The organism is Sphingopyxis sp. L1A2A, assembly GCF_005502465.1.
GTDB lineage: Bacteria > Pseudomonadota > Alphaproteobacteria > Sphingomonadales > Sphingomonadaceae > Sphingopyxis.
In genome coordinates this window covers 1-18,830 of the sequence record NZ_SCOT01000005.1, presented here as the reverse complement: position 1 = coordinate 18,830, position 18,830 = coordinate 1, and the positions used below count along the sequence as shown (strand labels likewise).

Sequence of the window (18,830 nt, the reverse complement as noted above, 5' to 3'; positions counted from 1 at the left end):
GCGCGCGACACAGAGCACAGATGGCCGTCACCATCCGCCCTGCCACCCCCGCCGACCTGCCATTGATCGCGCAGTTCATCCGCGACCTCGCCGATTATGAAAAGCTCGCCGACGCCGTGCGCTTCGACGCGGCGACGCTCGGCGAAAAGCTGTTCGGCCCGCGCCCCTATGCCGAGGTGGTGATCGGCGAACTCGACGGCACGCCGCAGGGCTTCGCGCTGTTCTTCCACAATTTCTCGACCTTCGAGGGACGCCCCGGCATCTATCTGGAGGATCTGTTCGTGCGCCCCGCGGCGCGCGGATCGGGGCTCGGCAAGGCACTGCTCGCCCATCTGGCGCAGCTCTGCGTCACCCGCGATTGCGCGCGGCTCGAATGGAGCGTCCTCGACTGGAACGCCCCGGCGATCGGCTTTTACCAAAACCTCGGCGCCCGGCTGATGGACGAGTGGACGGTGATGCGCGTCGACGGCGCGGCGCTGGCCGGACTCGCCGGGGCGGACTGACGCACACTCCGCAAATTTCGCGGTCGCGGATACCTCTTCTGGCCGTTTGCCACGCCCCCGCGTTCATGCTTTCCTGACCCCCGGGCCGCACCGGGTTCGCGCGATTGCGAACGAGTCGCCCTCCCCCCGCGGGAGCGCACGACAACAGGGGAAATGCCATGTACAACAAATTGTTCGCCGCTTCGGCGGCCCTTTTCGTTTTGGCCGCGGCGCCGCTCGCCAGCGCCCAGATGCCGACCTGGTCGGCGCAGCAGACCGAGGCGTGGAAGGTCATCGAACAAAGCTGGGCCGACGACGTCGCGCAGAACGGCAAATGGCCCGCCAACTACGCCGATCCGCAGATGGTGGTGTGGTCGTCCGAATTTGCCGCCCCGCGCGGCAAGGATTCGGCGGTCCGCTGGACCAAGTTCCAAAATACGCAGGGCAAGGTCGTCCAATATGAGCTGAGCCCGCAGTCGATCTCGCTCAGCGGCGACACCGCGGTCGTCACCTATGCGCTGACCATCGTCAGCCAGCGCGGCACCGACAAGCCCAATTGGGACAAGGAAGCGATCGTCGAAACGCTGGTGCGCAGCGGCACCGGCTGGAAATTCCTGTCCTCGTCGAGCTTCGCACTCGGCGACTAGGATCCACAGCCGAAGCGGGCGGCGGCTACCCCGGCCGGGCGTAGCCGCCGCCCGCGATCGCGTCAGCGCTTGCGCGCGAACCAGACCAGAAAAATGCCGACGACCGCGAGCACGACGCCGTTGCGCGTCCACGCCGTGTCGCCCAGCATGAAGCTGCTCGCCGGCCAACGCACGATGTCGAGCCCCTGCAGCGCCCACAGCCCGCCGACCAATATCATCGCGATCCCGACGATCGCGAGAACGCCCTTTAATGCACCCATGATGATCTCCCCCTATTGGCGTTGCAAGCCGATCAACGGCCGCAGCCAGCCGATGCTGCGCCCGATCGCATAGAAAAGCCAGCACCCCGTCACCGTCGCCGCCAGCAGGATCAGGAAAGACGGCAGCGCGGCGACCCCGGCCCCGAGCAGATACCAGCCGACGACGACGATGATCGTCTGGTGGATGATGTAAAAGGGGAACACCGCCTCGGCCAGCATCGCGCGCCGCGGATGGTCGCGGTTCCACTTGGCGTCGGCGATCCCGATCAGCGCGACAATCGCCATCCAGCCATTGACCTGCCGCGCGACATGATAGGGCAGGAACACCCAGTCGGGGGCGATCGTGTCGCCCGGCCAGGCCCATTCGATCCAGGCGACCGGCACAACGGCGAGCACCGCGAGCAGCAGCGCGACTTTCCACCAGCGCGCGACCGCATCGAACAACTGCGGGCGGACGCGCAGCAGCCAGCCGACGAAAAAGGGCGTCAAATAATGAAGATGCGACGGCCCGTCGTTGAACAGCGCGTGGGTTTCGTCATGATCGGGGAACAGCGCATAGATCAGCAGCCAGACCGCGAGCGGCCAGACCAGCACGCCCCAGCCCGCCAGCACTCGCGCCGCACCGTCGGCGATCCGCGCCCGGGCCGCCGCGGGGATGAGCGCGGCCAGCAACGCCGCCAGCATCGTATAAACCCACAGATAGACGACGAACCACAAATGCTGCCACGTCGGCAGGTCGATCCCCGCCAGCTTGTGAAAGCCGAAATAATCGTGGCGCCAGAAATAGCCGAAACCGTGCGGATAGCCATGCTGGCCGACCAGTTCGATCCACGGTTGCGGCGGGATGATGACGATCATCGCAAAGATCAGCGGGATCAGCAGCCGCGCGCTGCGCGACCGCGCGAACGCCCCGCTGCCGCCCAATTTCGCGAACAAGGCCGCGCTCGCATAGCCCGACACCAGGAACAGCAGCGCGAGCCGCCAGCTGTTGGTCGCCAGCATCGGGATCGTAACCCAATCGAGCGGCTGGGAAATTTTCACGTGCCAGCCCCACGGCACGAAATACATCCCGATATGATAAAGGATCAGCAGCGCAAACGCCCCGATCCGCAGCCAGTCCATACCGTGGTGGCGCCCAGTGGTCATGCCGATCCCCCCAACATTCGTCATCCCGGACTTGATCCGGGATCCATGCAACATCGCGCAAATGGATCCCGGATCAAGTCCGGGATGACGATAGTGGATATATCTACTTCACCACCCGCCACGCCAATTCGGCAAACTCGCACAGCAACGGCCGCGTGTCGCGCGGGTCGATAATATCCTCGACCCCGAATTTCTCGGCGGTGCGGAACGGACTGCGAACCCGGTTCAATCGCTCACGGATCGCCGCCAGATGCCCCGCCGGATCGTCCGCCGCCTCCAGCTCGCTCTTATACGCGACCTCGACCCCGCCCTCGATCGGCAGGCTGCCCCAGTCGCCCGACGGCCAGGCAAAGCGATATTGAAAGCGCTCGGCGTTCGACATCGCGCTGCCCGCGATCCCGTAAGCGCGGCGCACCACCACCGACGCCAGCGGCACCGTCGCGCGGTAGATCGCGTTCATCGCCTGCACCCCGTAACGGATCGTCCCCGTCCGCTCGGCCTCGCCTCCGATCATGAAACCCGGATTGTCGACCAGATGCACGATCGGCAGCCGGAACTGGTCGGCCAGCTTGACGAAGCGTTCGGCCTTCTCGCTCGTCTTCGCGTCCCACGATCCGCCGAGGTACGAAGGGTCGCTCGCGAGCACCGCGACCGGATAGCCGTCGAGCCGCGCAAAGGCGGTGATGACGGCGCGGCCCCAACGCGCACCCATCTCGAAAAAGCTGCCGCGGTCGAACACTGCGTCGGCGATCCGCCGCATCGCGTAGACCTGCTTCGCCTCGCGTGGCACCGCCGCCAGCAGGCTCTCCTCACGCCGATCAACTGGATCGCTGCATGCGGTGCGCAGCGCGCGGTCGTGGATCGACGACGGCAGATAGGACAGGAACCGCCGCGCCGCCGCGAACGCCTCGGCCTCGCTCGCGACCTCGTCATCGACCACCCCATTGCGCGTATGGACGTCGCTGCCGCCCAGCTCCTCGCGGTCGAGCGTATCGCCGATCGCCGCCGCGACCGCCGGCCCCGCAGCGAACAGCTGCGACAGCCCGCGCACCATCACGCTATAATGGCTCGCGACGACCCGCGCCGCGCCCAGCCCCGCGGTCGGCCCCAGCGCCAGCGCCACCACCGGCACCGTGTCGAGGTTGGCAATGATCTCGTGCCACCCGGGGACGTGCGGGATATAGGTATAGCCCATATCCTCCAGCGTCTTGACCGACCCGCCGCCGCCGGTGCCGTCGATCATCCGGATCAGCGGCAGGCGATATTCATGCGCCATCGCCTCGCACTGCACGAACTTGCGGTGCAGCGCCGCATCCGCCGCACCGCCGCGCACGGTGAAATCGTCGGCCGACGCAACCACCGGCCGGCCGTCGATATTCGCGCGGCCAAAGATGAAATTGCTCGCGGCGAGGTCTTCGAGTTCGCCGTCGGCCCCATAGCGCCCGCGCCCCGCGATCTTGCCGATCTCGCGAAAACTGCCCGCATCGACGATCCCCGCGAGCCGCGCCCGCGCGTCCATCTTGCCGCGCCCATGCTGCCGCGCGACCTTTTCTTCGCCGCCCATCTTCTCGGCCATCGCGCGGCGTTGGCCCAGTTCGCCCACTTCTTTTTTCCAGCTCATGGGGCAAAGGCTAACTGACGTTGACGGAAACGTCATGCAAAACCTATCGTCGGCGGATGAAGCGCATCATCCCCCTCCCGCTCGCGGCCGCCTTGCTCGCGCTCGCCCCTGCCGCGGCCAGCGAGCCGCGCACCCTGCCCGGCATCGAAGACGCCTATCAAAGCGCCGCCTTCGACCCCAATCCCATGCCCGCCATCGACGCCGCGCTCGCCAGCGCGACGCAATCGGGGGCGCGCGTCCTGCTGGTGATGGGCACCGGCGGCTGCCACGACAGCGCCTGGCTCGCCAATCTGATCGCCACCGACCGCTTCGCACCCGTCCGCGATCGCTACACCATCGTCTATGCCGACATCGGCATGCCGCACGTCCGCGGGCTTGGCCGCAACCCCGCGGTGCCGAAACGCTTCGGGTTCAAAAAGATCAAGGGCACCCCGACCGTCGCGATCCTGACCGCCGACGGCACCGTCCTCAACCGCAAGGCCGCACCCAAGTGGCGCAACGCCGCCAGCCGCAGCGACGACGAGATTTACAACGAACTGATGCAATAGGGAGAGACGCATGGCCGACAGGAATCTTGCGGGCCGCATCGCGCTCGTCACCGGCGCCTCGCGCGGGATCGGGCGCGGGATCGCGATCGGGCTGGCCGAAGCGGGCGCCGACGTCGCGGTCAACTACACCCGCGGCGCGCAGGAAGCCGCCGAAACCGTCGCCGCGATCACCGCCTTGGGTCGCAAGGCAAAAGCCTATCAGGCGTCGGTCACCGACGAAGCCGCCTGTGCCGCGATGGTTGCCGCAGTCGAAGCCGATTTCGGACCGATGTCGATTTTGGTCAACAACGCTGGCATCGCCAGCCGCGGCCGGTCGGTCGCCGACACCAGCCCCGAAGAAGTCGACAAACTCTTCGCCGTCCACGCCGGCGGCCCGCACCGCCTGAGCCGCCTTGCGCTGCCACAGCTGCGCACCCACAAGCGCAGCGACATCATTGTCATCTCCAGCATCGCGACCTACACCCACTCACCGAACGGCGCACCGTACACCATGGCCAAGGCCGCGGGCGAGGCGCTGGCCTATGCGCTCGCCAAGGAAGAGCTGGCGAACGGCGTCCGCGTCAACATCGTCGCCCCCGCGCTCACCGTTAGCGACATGGGCGAAAAACTGTCGCGCGCGATCACCGGTCAGGACGACATCCAGCATCTCGCCGCCAAAATGCCCTTCGGCCGCGTCGCCGTCCCCGCCGACGTCGCCGCCGCGGTCGTCTGGTTCGTCAGCGACGCGAATTCCTACTGCTCGGGCCAGAAACTCAACATTGACGGGGCGGGACAAGCGACGTTTCGGTGATATTCCCTCTCCCCTTGGGGGAGAGGGTTGCGAAAGCTTGGCGGCTTGCCGCCTAGCTGAAGCTGGGTGAGGGTCAGCCAGCTTCACCATCGCCTGCAAAGTCCCAACCCTCATCCAACTCCGCCTCACCGCTTCGCGGTAAGGCTCCATATCCTTCTCCCCGAAGGAGAGAAGGCAAGGTACAGCCCCACCATGCGTCCCGATTCGCCCTCTCCTGTCATCCCGTTCCTCATCGCCTGCGCGGGCATCGCGACCTTTTCGGCGATGGACGTCCTGATGAAGGGGCTGTCGATCGACATCGGCGCTTACAACGCCGTCCTGTGGCGCACCGGGGCCGGGACGATCCTCAGCGGCGCGCTTTATTTCGCGTCGCGCCCCGCGATGCCCGACCGCGCCACGCTTCGTATCCACGCCGTCCGCTCGCTGTTCGTCGCGGGCATGGCGGTCAGCTTTTTCTGGGCGCTGGCGCGATTGCCGATGGCCGAGGCGATCGCGATCGCCTTCATCGCGCCGCTGGCGACGCTCTATATGGCGGCGATTTTCCTGGGCGAACGGATCGGCCCGCGCTCGATCATCGCCTCATTGCTCGGCATCGCCGGGGTGATCGTCATCGTCGCGGGCAAGCTGGGGCGCGGCGACTATGCGCCCGATGCGCTGTGGGCGGTCACGGCGGTCGTCGGCTCGGCGCTGCTCTATGCCTATAATCTCATCCTCGCGCGGCGGCAGGCGAAGATGGCCGAGCCGATGGAGATCGCCTTTTTCCAGAACGGCTTCGTCGCGCTGATCCTGGCGCTTGGCGCCCCGTGGTTGCTCGCGGTTCCCGGCGGCGAGCACGCCCCGCACATCCTTGGCGCCGCAATCCTCGCGGTCACCTCGCTGCTGCTGCTCAGCTGGGCCTATGCCCGCGCCGAGGCGCAGATTCTGGCGACCACCGAATATACCGGCTTTCTGTGGGCGATGCTGTTCGGGTCGATGTTCTTCGACGAGGCGGTGACCTGGCCGACGATCGCCGGCGCGGGGCTGATCGTCGTCGGCTGTCTGATCGTGGCAAGGAAAACCCCGCAGCTCGATCCCATCGAGCCGGCGGCGGCTTAGCCTAGCGGCCCCTATCTCCGTTCGTGTCGAGCGAAGTCGAGACACCCATCGTCAGTGCATGACTGAGCGGCATCTCGACTTCGCTCGATGCGAACGGACTTTTTTAAACCGCCGCCCTCGCCAACCGATCATTGATCGCCGCACCCAGCCCATCGCTTGGAACCGCCGCCACCGCAATCCGCGCCTTCACGCTCGCCGCGCCCGCGTGCAACGCATCGAACAAGCGCGCCGCTGCCTCGGTCAGATCGCCCGCCTCGCTCAGAACATAATCGCCAGCGACCGCCCCGAACCCGATCCCGAACTCATCATCCGCAAAATCCACCGCCCCCAGCCGCACCGGCTTGCCCGGCGCATAATGGCTCGCGAGCATCCCCGGCGCGACGACCTCCGATCCCATGACGCCCGCAACGACTAGCCCGCTCGCCTCGGCCAGCATGTTGGACGTCACCGGCCCCGGCCGCAGCACCTCGACCGCCCCGTCCTTGACGCGCGCGATGGTGGACTCGACGCCCGCCGTCGTCGGCCCATCGTCGATCACCAGCGCGATCCGCCCGTCCAGCGTGGCCAGCACATGCCCCGCCTTCGTCGGGCTCACCCCCCCGCTCGCATTGGCGCTCGGCGCGGCCAGCGGCGCGCCTGTCGCCGCCAGCAATGCCTGCATCGCCCGGTGCCCCGGCACCCGCAGCGCGATCGTGTCCAGCCCCGCCGTCGCAATGCTCGCGACCGGGCAATCGGCGCGGCGCGGCACCACCAACGTCAGCGGTCCGGGCCAGAAGCCCGCCGCCAGCGCCCGCTCGGCCGCGCCAAACACCCCCAACCGCTCCGCCGCCGCCAGTTCGGGCACATGGACAATCAACGGATTGAAATCGGGGCGCCCCTTTGCGGCATAAATCCGCGCCACTGCTTGCGGGTTGCGCGCGTCGGCAGCGAGCCCATAGACCGTCTCGGTCGGCACCGCGACCGGCTGCCCCGCGCCAACCAGCGCCGCGGCGCGCGCTATCGCATCCGTGTTAAACGGCAAGACCTCGGTCGCCATGCTGTCGTTCGTTTGACCCTTCGCCATGCCGCGCTATAGCCGCGGCCACCACAGAATCGCCAGCAAAAGCGGGGAGCAGGGTCAGCATCCCTTGCTGGCGCGGTCGAGGTTTGAGTCGATTTTGTTCAGGGCTAGGACGCGAGGCGCCGCAGTATGTCGATACTTCAAGTCTCGCTGACGCCGCCATGGACAAAATCGGCCAAATCCCGCAGGGACGCCGAAATGGCTTCGACCTCGCTTCCACGCGGCCTTGCAGATGGAACCACCATCTGCGGCGGCCACGCGAAAGCGATATCTTCGCCATTTCGACGCCTCGACCGTGCCAGCAAGGGATGCTGACCCTTTATGACCTACACACCGCCGACCACCGAACAACTCTTCGTCCTCGACCATATCGCGCGCATCGACGCGATGGCGGCGCATGACAAATTCGCCGCCGCGACCCCCGACATGGTCGAAGCGATCGTCACCGGCATCGGCGAATTCGCGGCCGAGGTTTACGCCCCGCTCAACCGTGTTGGCGACGTCCACAACCCCAAATGGGAAGACGGCAAGGTCATCATGCCGCCGGGGTTCAGGGAAGCGTACAGGCAGTTCGTCGAGGCCGGCTGGGGCAGCATCGACGGCCCTGGCGAATATGGCGGCCAGGATCTGCCCTTCACCCTCGCGACGGTGGTGATCGAGGCGCTCGGCAGCGCCAACATGGGCTTCTCGCTCTGCAGCATCCTCACCCCCGGCGCGATCCACGCGCTGATGGCCTATGGCACCGAGGAACAGCGCCAGACCTGGCTGCCCAAGCTGATCACCGGCGAGTGGAACGGCACGATGAACCTGACCGAGCCCGCCGCGGGCAGCGACGTCGGCGCGCTGCGCACGGTCGCTGAACTGGTCACCGAGGGCGACCATGCCGGGCTGTACAAGATCAAGGGGCAAAAGATCTTCATCACCTTTGGCGAGCATGACCTCACCGACAATATCGTCCACCTCGTCCTCGCCCGCACCCCCGGCGCGCCCGAGGGCACGCGCGGCATTTCGCTGTTCCTCGTCCCCAAATTTCGCCTCGATGCGGGCGGCAAGCCCGCGCACGCGAACGGCGTCCGCTGCGCGTCGATCGAGCATAAGCTCGGCATTCACGGCTCGCCGACCGCAGTGATGATCTATGGCGAGGACGAGGATTGCCTTGGCGAGATCGTCGGCGCCGAAATGGGCGGTATGCGCGCGATGTTCGTGATGATGAACAACGCCCGCCTGATGATCGGCTGTCAGGGCATCCAGATCGCCGAGCGCGCGACCCAGCAGGCGCAGCACTTCGCCGCCGAACGCGTCCAGTCGGCGCTCGCGGGCACCGCCGACCGCTCGCCGGTCACCATCGACCAGCACCCCGACGTCCGCCGCATGCTGTGGCGGATGCGCGCCCAGACCGAGGCCGCGCGCGCGCTCACTTACTATGCCGCGGCGCAGATCGACTTTGGCAAGCTCGGCGACGAAGCCGCCGCGATGCGCGCCGAAATCCTGATCCCGCTGGTCAAGGCGCACGCGACCGACATCGGCTGCGAGGTCGCCAGCCTGGGGATTCAGGTCCATGGCGGCATGGGCTTTATCGAGGAAACCGGCGCTGCGCAGCATTATCGCGACGCCCGCATCGCGCCGATTTACGAAGGCACCAACGGCATCCAGGCCGCTGATCTGGTCGGCCGCAAGCTCGGCATGGCGGGGGGCGATCTGGTCCGCGGCCTGATCGACGACATCGCGCACGGCGCCGCCGATTTTCCGGAGCTTCAGCAGCTCGCCGATGCCTGTCGCGCGGTCACCGACTGGATGGTGACGGCGAACACCGGCGACCGGCTCGCGGGAAGCTATCCCTATCTCACCATGCTCGCGACCGCGACCTGCGGCTGGCTGATGGCGATCCAGCACCAGGCGGCAAAGGCGGCGCTCGAAAGCGGCAGCGGCGACCGCGTCTTTCTGGAGGCAAAGATCGCCTCGACGCGCTTTTATCTGCAGCAAATCGTGCCCGCGGCAACCGGGCTGGCCGCCTCCGCCCTGGCCGGCGACGCGACGCTCGCTCCCTTACCGACAATCGCCTGAAACGCGCGGATTCAAAACAGTTTTCGAGGATCAGCATGGGCAAGAATTTGTTCATGATTAACGCGATGATAACCATCTGAGACTAGGCACGACCGGCAATTGCTGGAGACGTGCGTGCCCATTCCGGTCAAAAATCTGATCATCAGCTGGCGGACGATTGCCCTGTCGCTGTTGCTCAGCATCGCGGCGGGACTGTCGTCGATTACAGAACCGGTCGATCGCGTCATCGAAGCGGCGGTGGGCCGCGTTGCATGGCGACCGGTGTCGGGGGACATTGTCGTGGTCGCGCTCGACGCCAAGACCCTCGATCAATCGCCCAACCGCGATTATTCGCCTATGCACTATGCCGCTGTAATCAATGCGGTAAATGCCGCCGGAGCCCGGCGCCTTTTTGTCGATTTCTATTTCGATCGTCGCGAAAAAGATCGCGACTTCCCGACGCTCACCGATGCGGTAAGGCGGATGGGTGATCGCGTCGTTCTGGCCGTGCCGACGCGGTCGGCGCCGGGAACCAACGAAAACATATCAACTTTCCCCAGCCCCGCCTTCGGCGTAAATGTGCCAATCGCCAGCATCGCATGGGAAACCGAGTTCTGGCAGATCTGGCGCGTTCCGATCAGCTATGTTGCGGATGGCCGCCTGCTGCCCAGTTTCGCATCGATGATCGCCGAAAAAACCAGCGCGACACCGGCGACCTTTCGCCTCGACTTTTCCTATGATCCGGCAACGATCACGGCCTATAGTGCTGCCGACGTCGCGAACGGCAAGGTCGGCGCTCGCGAACTCGCTGGCAAGGATGTCATTTTCGCGCCAACTGCACCCAATTTCCAAGATTCCTTCTTTCTTCCCGGCCATAATCGGCTTCCAGGCGGATATATTCACCTGATAGCCGCAGAAACGCTGAAACGGGGAAATCCGGTCGATGTTGGTTGGATTCCGGCGTTTCTGTTCGTCGTCGCAATCATTGTCGCAGCATTGTTCGCGCGCGTAAGTCGCGGCTTTACGCCTTTGACCGTCGCGATAACGGCTCTGTTGATTGCAGCGAAGATTGCGCTGAGTTTCATGCTTGTAACGGTCTGGATCGGTGCAGCACTGTTCTTCATCGCCGCGATCGGTACAAATGTGTCACGCACCCGCCGCCGCGATTCGGCACAACGCGAAAATCCGATCTCCGGTCTGCCCAATTTCGAAGCACTGCGGTCGCAGGCGTCGTTCGGCAGCGCGACGGTCGTTGCCGCGAAAGTCGTCAATTTCGAGGATCTCGCCGCCTTCATTCCCGGCGACGGGATCGGCAAGCTGGTCGAACAGGTCACCCGCCGCCTGCAACTGGCGTCGCAGGGCACGACGCTCCACCACGATCTCGACGGCACTTTTGCATGGCTCGTTCCCTATTATCAGCACAGCCAGATCGAGGGGCAGCTGGCGGGGCTCGCCGCGCTCTTCAACGCCCCGCTCACGATCGGCGAATTGCGCGTCGACGTCGCCATCGCCTTCGGGGTCAACGACGAGTTCGAGGGATCGAATGCGCAGCGCCTTGCCGCGGCACTGGTCGCTGCCGAACGTGCGATCCGCACCCGCGCGCTGTGGACGAAATATGTGCCGCGCCAAAAGGACGATGCTGGCTGGCAATTGAGCTTCCACTCGCAGCTCGAGGATGCACTGACCGGCGGCGATATCTGGGTCGCCTTCCAGCCGCAATATGCGATCGCGACCGGTACACTGGTTGGGGTCGAGGCTCTAGCGCGCTGGACGCACCCGACGCGCGGCCCGATCCCGCCCGACGAGTTCATCGTCCAGGCCGAAAAGAGCCAGGACATCTATCGCCTGACGTTGTTTGTGATGGATCAGGCGATCCGGTCGGCCGCGCAGCTCCACGAGCGCGGCCACCGGATCAACATGTCGGTCAACCTGTCGGCCACGCTGCTCGACCATAGCGACCTTGTCGGCACGATCCGCGTCATGCTGACTGCGCACCATCTGCCGCCCGAAATCCTGACCATCGAGATCACTGAAACCGCGCAGATCGAAAACAGCCGCCAGGCACGCCAGACACTCGCCCAGCTCCGCCGCACCGGCATCCGCCTGTCGATCGACGATTATGGCACCGGCCAGTCAAACCTCGAATATCTGACCGAAATCGAAGCCGACGAAATCAAGATCGACAAGCGATTCGTGATGACGATGCGCGATTCGCAACGAAACCTTGAAGTCGTTAAGTCGACCATTGACCTAGCCCATCGCCTGGGCGCCGTTGCGGTCGCCGAAGGCATTGAAGATGCTGAAACAATGGCCCTGCTCGACCAGCTCGGCTGTGATGTTGGTCAAGGTTATCATCTTGGCAAACCTCAATTATTTTCCGAGCTCGCGGCGACCCTCGCCGCCCCGTCGCAAAACCGCACCGCATAGCTGCCAGATTGGCGGTAATTTTATGGTTAAGACTCGATTTACCTTACCAAAGATGGTATATGCTCCGTTAACTGTTCTTCGTGGGCAGTGCCGACAGGAGATTTATTATGGGTTGGTTTTGGAGATTCCTGGGTGGCGGCGGCACCGATAGCGGTGGCGGTCAAGCCTAACCTGGATATGGATTAGAGGAGGGGCTCCGGCATTGCCGGGGCCCTTTTTTTTGCCTGCCGCGCGCGTGCCGATCCGGCGGCACATTGAGGATATTGGCGGCGATCGCGCCGCCGTCCGCATGGCGTCGATCGCCGCCCCGCGCCAGGCAAAATATTTTGCTGACGGGCGTCACCACACCGCGACCCGTGCTATCCCGCAGAAACGCTGGCGCTACCGCTGATGGCCGGGCATCAGCCGCGACGAGACGAATCAAAATATCGACGAACCGAGTCTCTAATCCGTCATTTACCGTCTTGCATCATCGCGCCGACGTGGCACTATAGATGGTGGGTAGGCCACGGGGGCACCCCAAGAAATAGTGTTTGGCCAAAATTGGCGGATTTCCGTCGCCCACGACATGTGGGCACGGGAAAGTGCTTCGTGCGGCCAAAATAAGTGCCCCCTGGGTCGGTTTAGATGCTAAGACCGGGGCTTCGCCCTGAGTCGAACAAGACAGGAACAAAGCGCACCAGTTGCGCGTTCAAATCGGGGGCGATTACGATGGATTTTCGGGAAACGGAACGGGTGGAGACGAGCGACGTGGCGACGGTGGAACTGACGAAAAATGAAGCGCCGGTCGCGAACGAATCGGCGCCTGACGCGCCGGCCGCGGCAAAGCTCAACGACAGCAGCGAGGCGAAGGTCCACGCGCGTCGATTCGACATCGTCACGGACAAAAGCCGCGACGCGCTGCTCACCGACTTCGGCAAGGAAACGCTCGAGGACCGCTATCTCCTCCCCGGCGAATCCTATCAGGATCTCTTCGCGCGCGTCGCGTCGGCCTATGCCGACGATCAGGAGCATGCCCAGCGCCTCTATGACTATATCAGCCGCCTGTGGTTCATGCCCGCGACCCCCGTTCTCTCGAACGGCGGCACCGGCCGCGGCCTGCCGATCAGCTGCTATCTGAACTCGGTCCCCGACAGCCTGGAAGGCATCGTCGAGACGTGGAACGAGAATGTCTGGCTCGCCAGCCGCGGCGGCGGCATCGGCACCTATTGGGGCAGCGTGCGCGGCATCGGCGAACCCGTCGGCCTCAACGGCAAGACCAGCGGCATCATTCCGTTTGTCCGCGTGATGGACAGCCTGACCCTCGCGATCAGCCAGGGCAGCCTGCGCCGCGGCTCGGCCGCCTGCTATCTCGACATCAGCCATCCAGAGATCGAGGAGTTCCTCGAAATCCGCAAACCGTCGGGCGACTTCAACCGCAAGGCGCTCAACCTCCACCACGGCGTGCTGATCACCGACGAGTTCATGGAAGCGGTGCGCGACGGCGGCGAATTCAACCTGCGCAGCCCCAAGGACCAGAGCGTGCGCGGCAGCGTCGACGCGCGCTCGCTGTTCCAGAAGCTCGTCGAAACGCGCCTCGCGACCGGCGAGCCCTACATCATCTTCATCGACCAGGTGAACCGCATGATGCCCAAGCATCACCGCGATCTGGGGCTCAAGGTCACCACCTCGAACCTCTGCTCGGAAATCACCCTGCCCACCGGCCGCGACCATCTCGGCAATGATCGCACTGCGGTCTGCTGCCTCTCGTCGCTCAACCTCGAAACCTGGGACGAGTGGAACGGCGACAAGATGTTCATCGAGGATGTCATGCGCATGCTCGACAACGTCCTTCAGGATTATATCGACCGCGCCCCGCCCGAAATGGCGCGCGCCAAATATTCGGCCAGCCGCGAACGCAGCGTCGGCCTCGGCGTCATGGGCTTCCACAGCTTCCTTCAGGCGCGCGGCCTGCCGTTCGAGGGCGCGATGGCGAAATCGTCGAACCTCCGCGTCTTCAAGCATATCCGCGCCCAGGTCGATCAGGCGTCGATGCTGCTCGCCAAGGAACGCGGCCCCTGCCCCGACGCCGCCGATCAGGGGGTGATGGAGCGGTTCAGCTGCAAGATGGCGATCGCGCCCACCGCGTCGATCTCGATCATCTGCGGCGGCACCAGCGCGTGCATCGAGCCGATCCCGGCGAACATCTACACGCACAAGACGCTCTCGGGCAGCTTCTCGATCCGCAATCCGCATTTGGAAGCCCTGCTCGTCGACAAGGCGAAGAACAGCGACAATATCTGGAACTCGATCCTCGAAAAGGGCGGCAGCGTCCAGCACCTCGACTTCCTGACCACGGACGAAAAGGACTGCTTCAAGACCAGCTTCGAGATCGACCAGCGCTGGCTGCTCGAACTCGCCGCCGACCGCACCCCCTATATCGATCAGGCCGCCTCGCTGAACCTGTTCATCCCGGCGGACGTCGAGAAATGGGATCTGCTCATGCTCCACTACCGCGCGTGGGAACTCGGCATCAAATCGCTCTATTATCTCCGCAGCAAATCGGTGCAGCGCGCCGGCTTCGCGGGCGGGGTCGAGGCCGACAACACCGCCGAAGCCCCGGTGTACGAGCTGCAGACCACCGATTATGATGAATGCCTGGCGTGTCAGTGATGATTTCCGCCAAAGGCGAAAAGCTCAGCTTTTTTAGGATAAGCAAATGAACGATGCACGGCACGACGACGATTTGTCCAATAAGGCAGATTGGCTCGAAGAATTGCTGACAGGCCTGATTCTGGATATCAAAAAGGGCGACGGCACGACCGTTCACACGAACTCCGTGCTCGTTTTGGCTCGCCCTGGAAGCGAGAAACAGAAAATGTTTAGCAAAATCAAATCTGCGGCAGGCATCTAAAGTGTTCCCCCGCGAAGGCGGGGGTCCAGAGCGAGATTGCGCCAAGCCACACTGGATCCCCGCCTGCGCGGGGACACGAAACAAAAGACAAGAACCGAGGATAGCCCGCCATGCCCCTTCTAGAATCCCGCAACACCTACAAGCCCTTTGAATATCCCTGGGCATTCGATTTCTGGAAGCGCCAGCAGCAGATCCACTGGGTTCCCGAGGAAGTGCCGCTGGGCGAGGATTGCCGCGACTGGGCGCAGAAGATCAGCGACCATGAACGCAATCTGCTCACCCAGATTTTCCGCTTCTTCACCCAGGCCGATATCGAGGTGCAGGATTGCTACCACGACAAATATGGCCGCGTGTTCAAGCCGACCGAGATCAAGATGATGCTGACCGCGTTCAGCAACATGGAAACCGTGCATATCGCGGCGTACAGCCACCTGCTCGATACCATCGGCATGCCCGAAAGCGAATATGGCATGTTCCTCGAATATGACGAGATGCGCGCCAAGCACGACTATATGCAACAGTTCGGCGTCGACAATGACGAGGATATCGCGCGCACCCTCGCGATGTTCGGCGGCTTTACCGAGGGGCTTCAGCTCTTCGCCAGCTTCGCGATGCTGATGAACTTCCCGCGCTTCAACAAGATGAAGGGCATGGGCCAGATCGTCAGCTGGTCGATCCGCGACGAAAGCCTCCACTGCGAAGGCATCATCAAGCTGTTCCACACCTTCACCAAGGAACGCGACTGCCTGACCAAGGCGGTGAAGGAAGACATCATCGACACCTGCCAGAAGACGGTGCGGCTCGAGGATGCGTTCATCGACCTCGCGTTCGAACAGGGCCCCGTCCCCGGCATGACGCCCAAGGAAATCAAGCGCTACATCCGCTACATCGCCGACTGGCGCCTCGGCCAGCTCGGCTTCGCACCGATCTACATGATCGAGGAACACCCGCTCCCCTGGCTCGCCCCGCTGCTCAACGGCGTCGAGCACGCCAACTTCTTCGAAACCCGCGCGACCGAATACAGCAAGGGCGCGACTCGCGGCGAGTGGAACAATGTCTGGTCCAGCTTCGACAACCGCAAGAAAGCCAAGGCGAACGACGACCTCGCCCCCGCGATCACCGCCGAAACCGACGGCGAGGATATGTTCAAACAAGCGGGGATTGCCGCGGAGTAAGCACGCGAAAACCCCTCCCGCTCGCGGGAGGGGCAGCGAGACTTAGGAGCTTGCTCCTTAGTCGCAGCGGGGAGGGCACCAACGCCACCCCGAGACACAAGACCAGAAGTCAGAGGCCAACCAAATGACCGAAAAACAAAAACTCCTCATCCTCAGCCAGCCGCAGCGTTCGACGCTCGAAGGCCTGTCGAACCGCCGCCCCCAACTCCCCACCGACCCGATCCGCGACGAACTCGTCACGCTGGGGCTGGTGGTGAAACAGGGCGCCAAATGGGCGCTGACCCCGCAGGGCAAAAAGGTGCTGGCGGCGAGCTCGAACCGGCGCAATGCTGGGGGGTTTTCGGTTTGACGCTTAAGGAACGGAAAACAGTTTGGGGTGGAGCTAGTTCATGGCGATAACTTTCGATGACGTAACAGTAAGAAAGTTGTTTGGGTCTGAAGACGCCGAAAGTGAAGATCCGGAGCGCCTAAAAGAGTATTTTCTTAATAATGGCGCTTACAATGATTTAAATGCGCCACTTCCTCTTAGAATTGTTACCGGCCACAAGGGAGTAGGAAAATCTGCGTTACTAAAACGTGCGTTTTTGGATGATCAAGAAAACAATATTCTTGCGGTCGAGATTCAGCCTAATGATATAGCTGAATTGATGGCTTCCGCTCCAGACGAGCCCTTCATCCAAAAAATTGAACGTTGGAAATCTGGAATAAAACGCATTGTTGCTCAAAAAGCCGTTGATTCCATGATCAGCGGATCGATAGATAATGCCACGCAAGAAAAATTTCAAAATGCGGGGCAAAAAGCTACAGCCTTTATACGACGCGCTATCGAAATAATTAAACCAAATATAAATGATCAGGCTAATGCTTTAATTGCCGATTCATTTTTGCGAGACAATGTTATCAGAGTTTATATAGACGACATAGATCGTGGTTGGTCGGCGAGTCAAAGCGACATTTCCAATATATCCGCCCTTTTGAACGCAATTCGAGATCTTTGTAACTCAGACAAAGGATTACAATGTAGAATTGCACTGAGAACCGATGTATATTTTCTTGTAAGAACTTCAGATGAATCTACAGACAAAATAGAACAAGATATTATCAGACTTCAATGGTCAAATGATGAAATATTAAGAATGATCACCATACGCGTGATGACCTATTTCAATATGAGAAACTTAAACGATTTGACGACTCTTTCTCAAGCAAGAATTTCAAAAGAGATACTGTCAACTGTTATAGACCCTATTTATAGCGGCCGCGGGCTTTGGGAAAACGTGCCAGTTTCCGTTCCCCTCATGTCCTTGTGCAGAAAGCGCCCGAGAGACCTGGTCAAATTGCTTCATGCCGCCGCTCGTGCAGCAGGGAAATCGAGCCATTCTATAATTAAGTCCGAAGACCTCACCTCAGCATTTGAAGCCTATTCGGATGAAAGACTACAAGATCTCGTCAACGAATTTCGTAGCGAAATGCCCGAAATTAAAAATGTACTATTGAAATTCAAACCATCGAAGAAGGAGAAGCATGCTTCGATAAACTATAAGTTTACGACAGATCAGCTTATCAATAAAATAAAGAACATACGGCAGCAGGTTAGAATAGAATTTAGATCGGGAACTTCGGTCAGCGAAAGATCAATACTTTCTTTTTTGTATAAGATTGACTTTATAATTGCCAGAAGCGAAAGTGATGGGAAAGCGAAGTGGACTTATTTCGATCAGCGCCGATTTTTGGCAAATGATGCTATAGACTTCGGATTTCAATGGGAAATTCATCTAGCATATCGGTGGGCAATACAGCCAAATGACATCCAGGACGTGATAGATTCGCTGGACGATATCTCTGGATAGAGCAGCGCGTCGCATCGCTGATCGCCGCAATTACGGTGACAAATGCAACAATCCCCAATTAGTCCCACGCCGCGTGGATGCCGGATCAAGTCCGGCATGACGGTACGAAGAGAAGGCTCCGTTCCGCACCAATCCTCGTCACCCCGGACTTGATCCGGGGTCCATCGCCGCCCTAGCCTCCACCCCATGCACGCCGACTTCCAGCCCTGCGTCTATATCACGGCCAGCGCGCGGTACGGCACGCTCTACCCCGGCGTCACCTCGCACCTGATCCAGCGCATCTGCCAGCACCAGGGCGGCAGCTTCGACGGCTTCACCAAACGCTACGGCGTCAAAACGCTCGTCTGGTTCGAACTCGCCGGGACGATGCACGCCGCGATCACGCGCGAGAAGCAGATCAAGAACTGGCAGCGGAAATGGAAGATCGAGTTGATCGAGGCGGCGAACCCGGAATGGCGCGATCTGACAGAGGAACTGGGGTTGCCGCCGTTGGGTGGGTGACGTCGACAACCGCACCTTCCCCTTCATCCGGCACCTCCCCCTCATTCGTCATGCCGGACTTGATCCGGCATCCATTCCAGCGCCGGCGTCGTGGACCCCGGATCAAGTCCGGGGTGACGAAAGAGGGGTGGTGCTTCGTGTTTTCTTATCTGCGCGACTTCGCGCCTTCGCGTGAAAACTAATTCCCGCACCGCCCCGCACCGCCCCACACACACCCAAAATCCTATTTCGCACACCCTACCCCAAAAACCGCTGTCCTACATTATCCGGCTATGCTCCAAACTGGCAGATG

The 18,830-nt window shown here is 62.2% G+C and carries 18 protein-coding genes; 14 read left to right on the top strand and 4 right to left on the bottom strand.

Features of this window, described 5'->3' with window-relative positions; genetic code table 11:
- The first annotated feature begins 20 nt into the window (after positions 1 to 20).
- On the top strand, positions 21 to 503 hold the full coding sequence (locus FFS68_RS04870) for a GNAT family N-acetyltransferase (RefSeq protein WP_137752081.1): 483 nt from the start codon (positions 21 to 23) through the stop codon (positions 501 to 503).
- Between the two features lie 158 nt (positions 504 to 661).
- On the top strand, positions 662 to 1,129 hold the full coding sequence (locus tag FFS68_RS04865) for a nuclear transport factor 2 family protein (protein ID WP_137752080.1): 468 nt from the start codon (positions 662 to 664) through the stop codon (positions 1,127 to 1,129).
- A gap of 62 nt (positions 1,130 to 1,191) precedes the next feature.
- Here FFS68_RS04865 and FFS68_RS04860 read toward each other — a convergent pair whose 3' ends face one another.
- The 3 genes from FFS68_RS04860 to FFS68_RS04850 form a co-directional block, all read right to left on the bottom strand.
- A complete protein-coding gene (locus tag FFS68_RS04860; RefSeq protein ID WP_137752079.1) occupies positions 1,192 to 1,389 on the bottom strand; it encodes a hypothetical protein in 198 nt (65 codons plus the stop codon).
- A gap of 12 nt (positions 1,390 to 1,401) precedes the next feature.
- Positions 1,402 to 2,535, bottom strand: coding sequence for an acyltransferase family protein (locus FFS68_RS04855; RefSeq protein WP_249340016.1), 1,134 nt, complete (start codon positions 2,533 to 2,535; stop codon positions 1,402 to 1,404).
- A 103-nt stretch (positions 2,536 to 2,638) separates the two neighbouring features.
- The gene (locus FFS68_RS04850; RefSeq protein ID WP_137752077.1) at positions 2,639 to 4,156 is read right to left on the bottom strand and encodes a carboxyl transferase domain-containing protein; all 1,518 of its coding nucleotides are present in this window, start codon (positions 4,154 to 4,156) and stop codon (positions 2,639 to 2,641) included.
- A gap of 20 nt (positions 4,157 to 4,176) precedes the next feature.
- On the opposite strand from FFS68_RS04850, the gene FFS68_RS04845 reads away from it, so the two are divergent.
- The 3 genes from FFS68_RS04845 (at position 4,177) to FFS68_RS04835 (ending at position 6,589) form a co-directional block, all read left to right on the top strand.
- A complete protein-coding gene (locus tag FFS68_RS04845) occupies positions 4,177 to 4,704 on the top strand; it encodes a thioredoxin family protein (RefSeq protein WP_137752076.1) in 528 nt (175 codons plus the stop codon).
- 10 nt (positions 4,705 to 4,714) lie between these two features.
- Positions 4,715 to 5,494, top strand: a complete 780-nt coding sequence (locus FFS68_RS04840) for an SDR family oxidoreductase (protein WP_137752075.1) — start codon at positions 4,715 to 4,717, stop codon at positions 5,492 to 5,494.
- A 192-nt stretch (positions 5,495 to 5,686) separates the two neighbouring features.
- Positions 5,687 to 6,589: a DMT family transporter gene (locus tag FFS68_RS04835; RefSeq protein WP_137752074.1), complete on the top strand. Its 903-nt coding sequence runs from the start codon at positions 5,687 to 5,689 to the stop codon at positions 6,587 to 6,589.
- 103 nt (positions 6,590 to 6,692) lie between these two features.
- Here FFS68_RS04835 and FFS68_RS04825 read toward each other — a convergent pair whose 3' ends face one another.
- Positions 6,693 to 7,625, bottom strand: coding sequence for an L-threonylcarbamoyladenylate synthase (locus tag FFS68_RS04825; RefSeq protein ID WP_137752073.1), 933 nt, complete (start codon positions 7,623 to 7,625; stop codon positions 6,693 to 6,695).
- Positions 7,626 to 7,970: 345 nt separating this feature from the next.
- Between FFS68_RS04825 and FFS68_RS04820 the strand changes: the two genes are divergently transcribed.
- From FFS68_RS04820 to FFS68_RS04785, 9 genes are all read left to right on the top strand, one after another.
- Complete coding sequence (locus FFS68_RS04820; protein WP_137752072.1) at positions 7,971 to 9,713, top strand: acyl-CoA dehydrogenase; 1,743 nt, start codon at positions 7,971 to 7,973, stop codon at positions 9,711 to 9,713.
- Between the two features lie 114 nt (positions 9,714 to 9,827).
- Positions 9,828 to 12,119 carry an EAL domain-containing protein gene (locus FFS68_RS04815; protein ID WP_137752071.1) on the top strand — a complete coding sequence of 764 codons (2,292 nt, stop codon included), beginning with the start codon at positions 9,828 to 9,830 and terminating at the stop codon, positions 12,117 to 12,119.
- Between the two features lie 220 nt (positions 12,120 to 12,339).
- Positions 12,340 to 12,510 carry a hypothetical protein gene (locus FFS68_RS17800; RefSeq protein ID WP_171003743.1) on the top strand — a complete coding sequence of 57 codons (171 nt, stop codon included), beginning with the start codon at positions 12,340 to 12,342 and terminating at the stop codon, positions 12,508 to 12,510.
- Between the two features lie 320 nt (positions 12,511 to 12,830).
- The gene (locus FFS68_RS04810) at positions 12,831 to 14,771 is read left to right on the top strand and encodes a ribonucleoside-diphosphate reductase subunit alpha (protein WP_137752070.1); all 1,941 of its coding nucleotides are present in this window, start codon (positions 12,831 to 12,833) and stop codon (positions 14,769 to 14,771) included.
- A 46-nt stretch (positions 14,772 to 14,817) separates the two neighbouring features.
- Entirely contained in the window at positions 14,818 to 15,012 is a 195-nt protein-coding gene (locus tag FFS68_RS04805) for a hypothetical protein (RefSeq protein WP_137752069.1), read from the top strand.
- 110 nt (positions 15,013 to 15,122) lie between these two features.
- Positions 15,123 to 16,187, top strand: a complete 1,065-nt coding sequence (locus FFS68_RS04800; protein ID WP_137752068.1) for a ribonucleotide-diphosphate reductase subunit beta — start codon at positions 15,123 to 15,125, stop codon at positions 16,185 to 16,187.
- A 124-nt stretch (positions 16,188 to 16,311) separates the two neighbouring features.
- Positions 16,312 to 16,536, top strand: a complete 225-nt coding sequence (locus tag FFS68_RS04795) for a hypothetical protein (protein WP_137752067.1) — start codon at positions 16,312 to 16,314, stop codon at positions 16,534 to 16,536.
- 40 nt (positions 16,537 to 16,576) lie between these two features.
- Positions 16,577 to 18,037 (top strand): hypothetical protein, encoded by a 1,461-nt coding sequence (locus FFS68_RS04790; protein ID WP_137752066.1) that lies wholly within the window; start codon positions 16,577 to 16,579, stop codon positions 18,035 to 18,037.
- A 186-nt stretch (positions 18,038 to 18,223) separates the two neighbouring features.
- A complete protein-coding gene (locus FFS68_RS04785) occupies positions 18,224 to 18,538 on the top strand; it encodes a GIY-YIG nuclease family protein (RefSeq protein ID WP_137752065.1) in 315 nt (104 codons plus the stop codon).
- Positions 18,539 to 18,830: the final 292 nt, after the last annotated feature.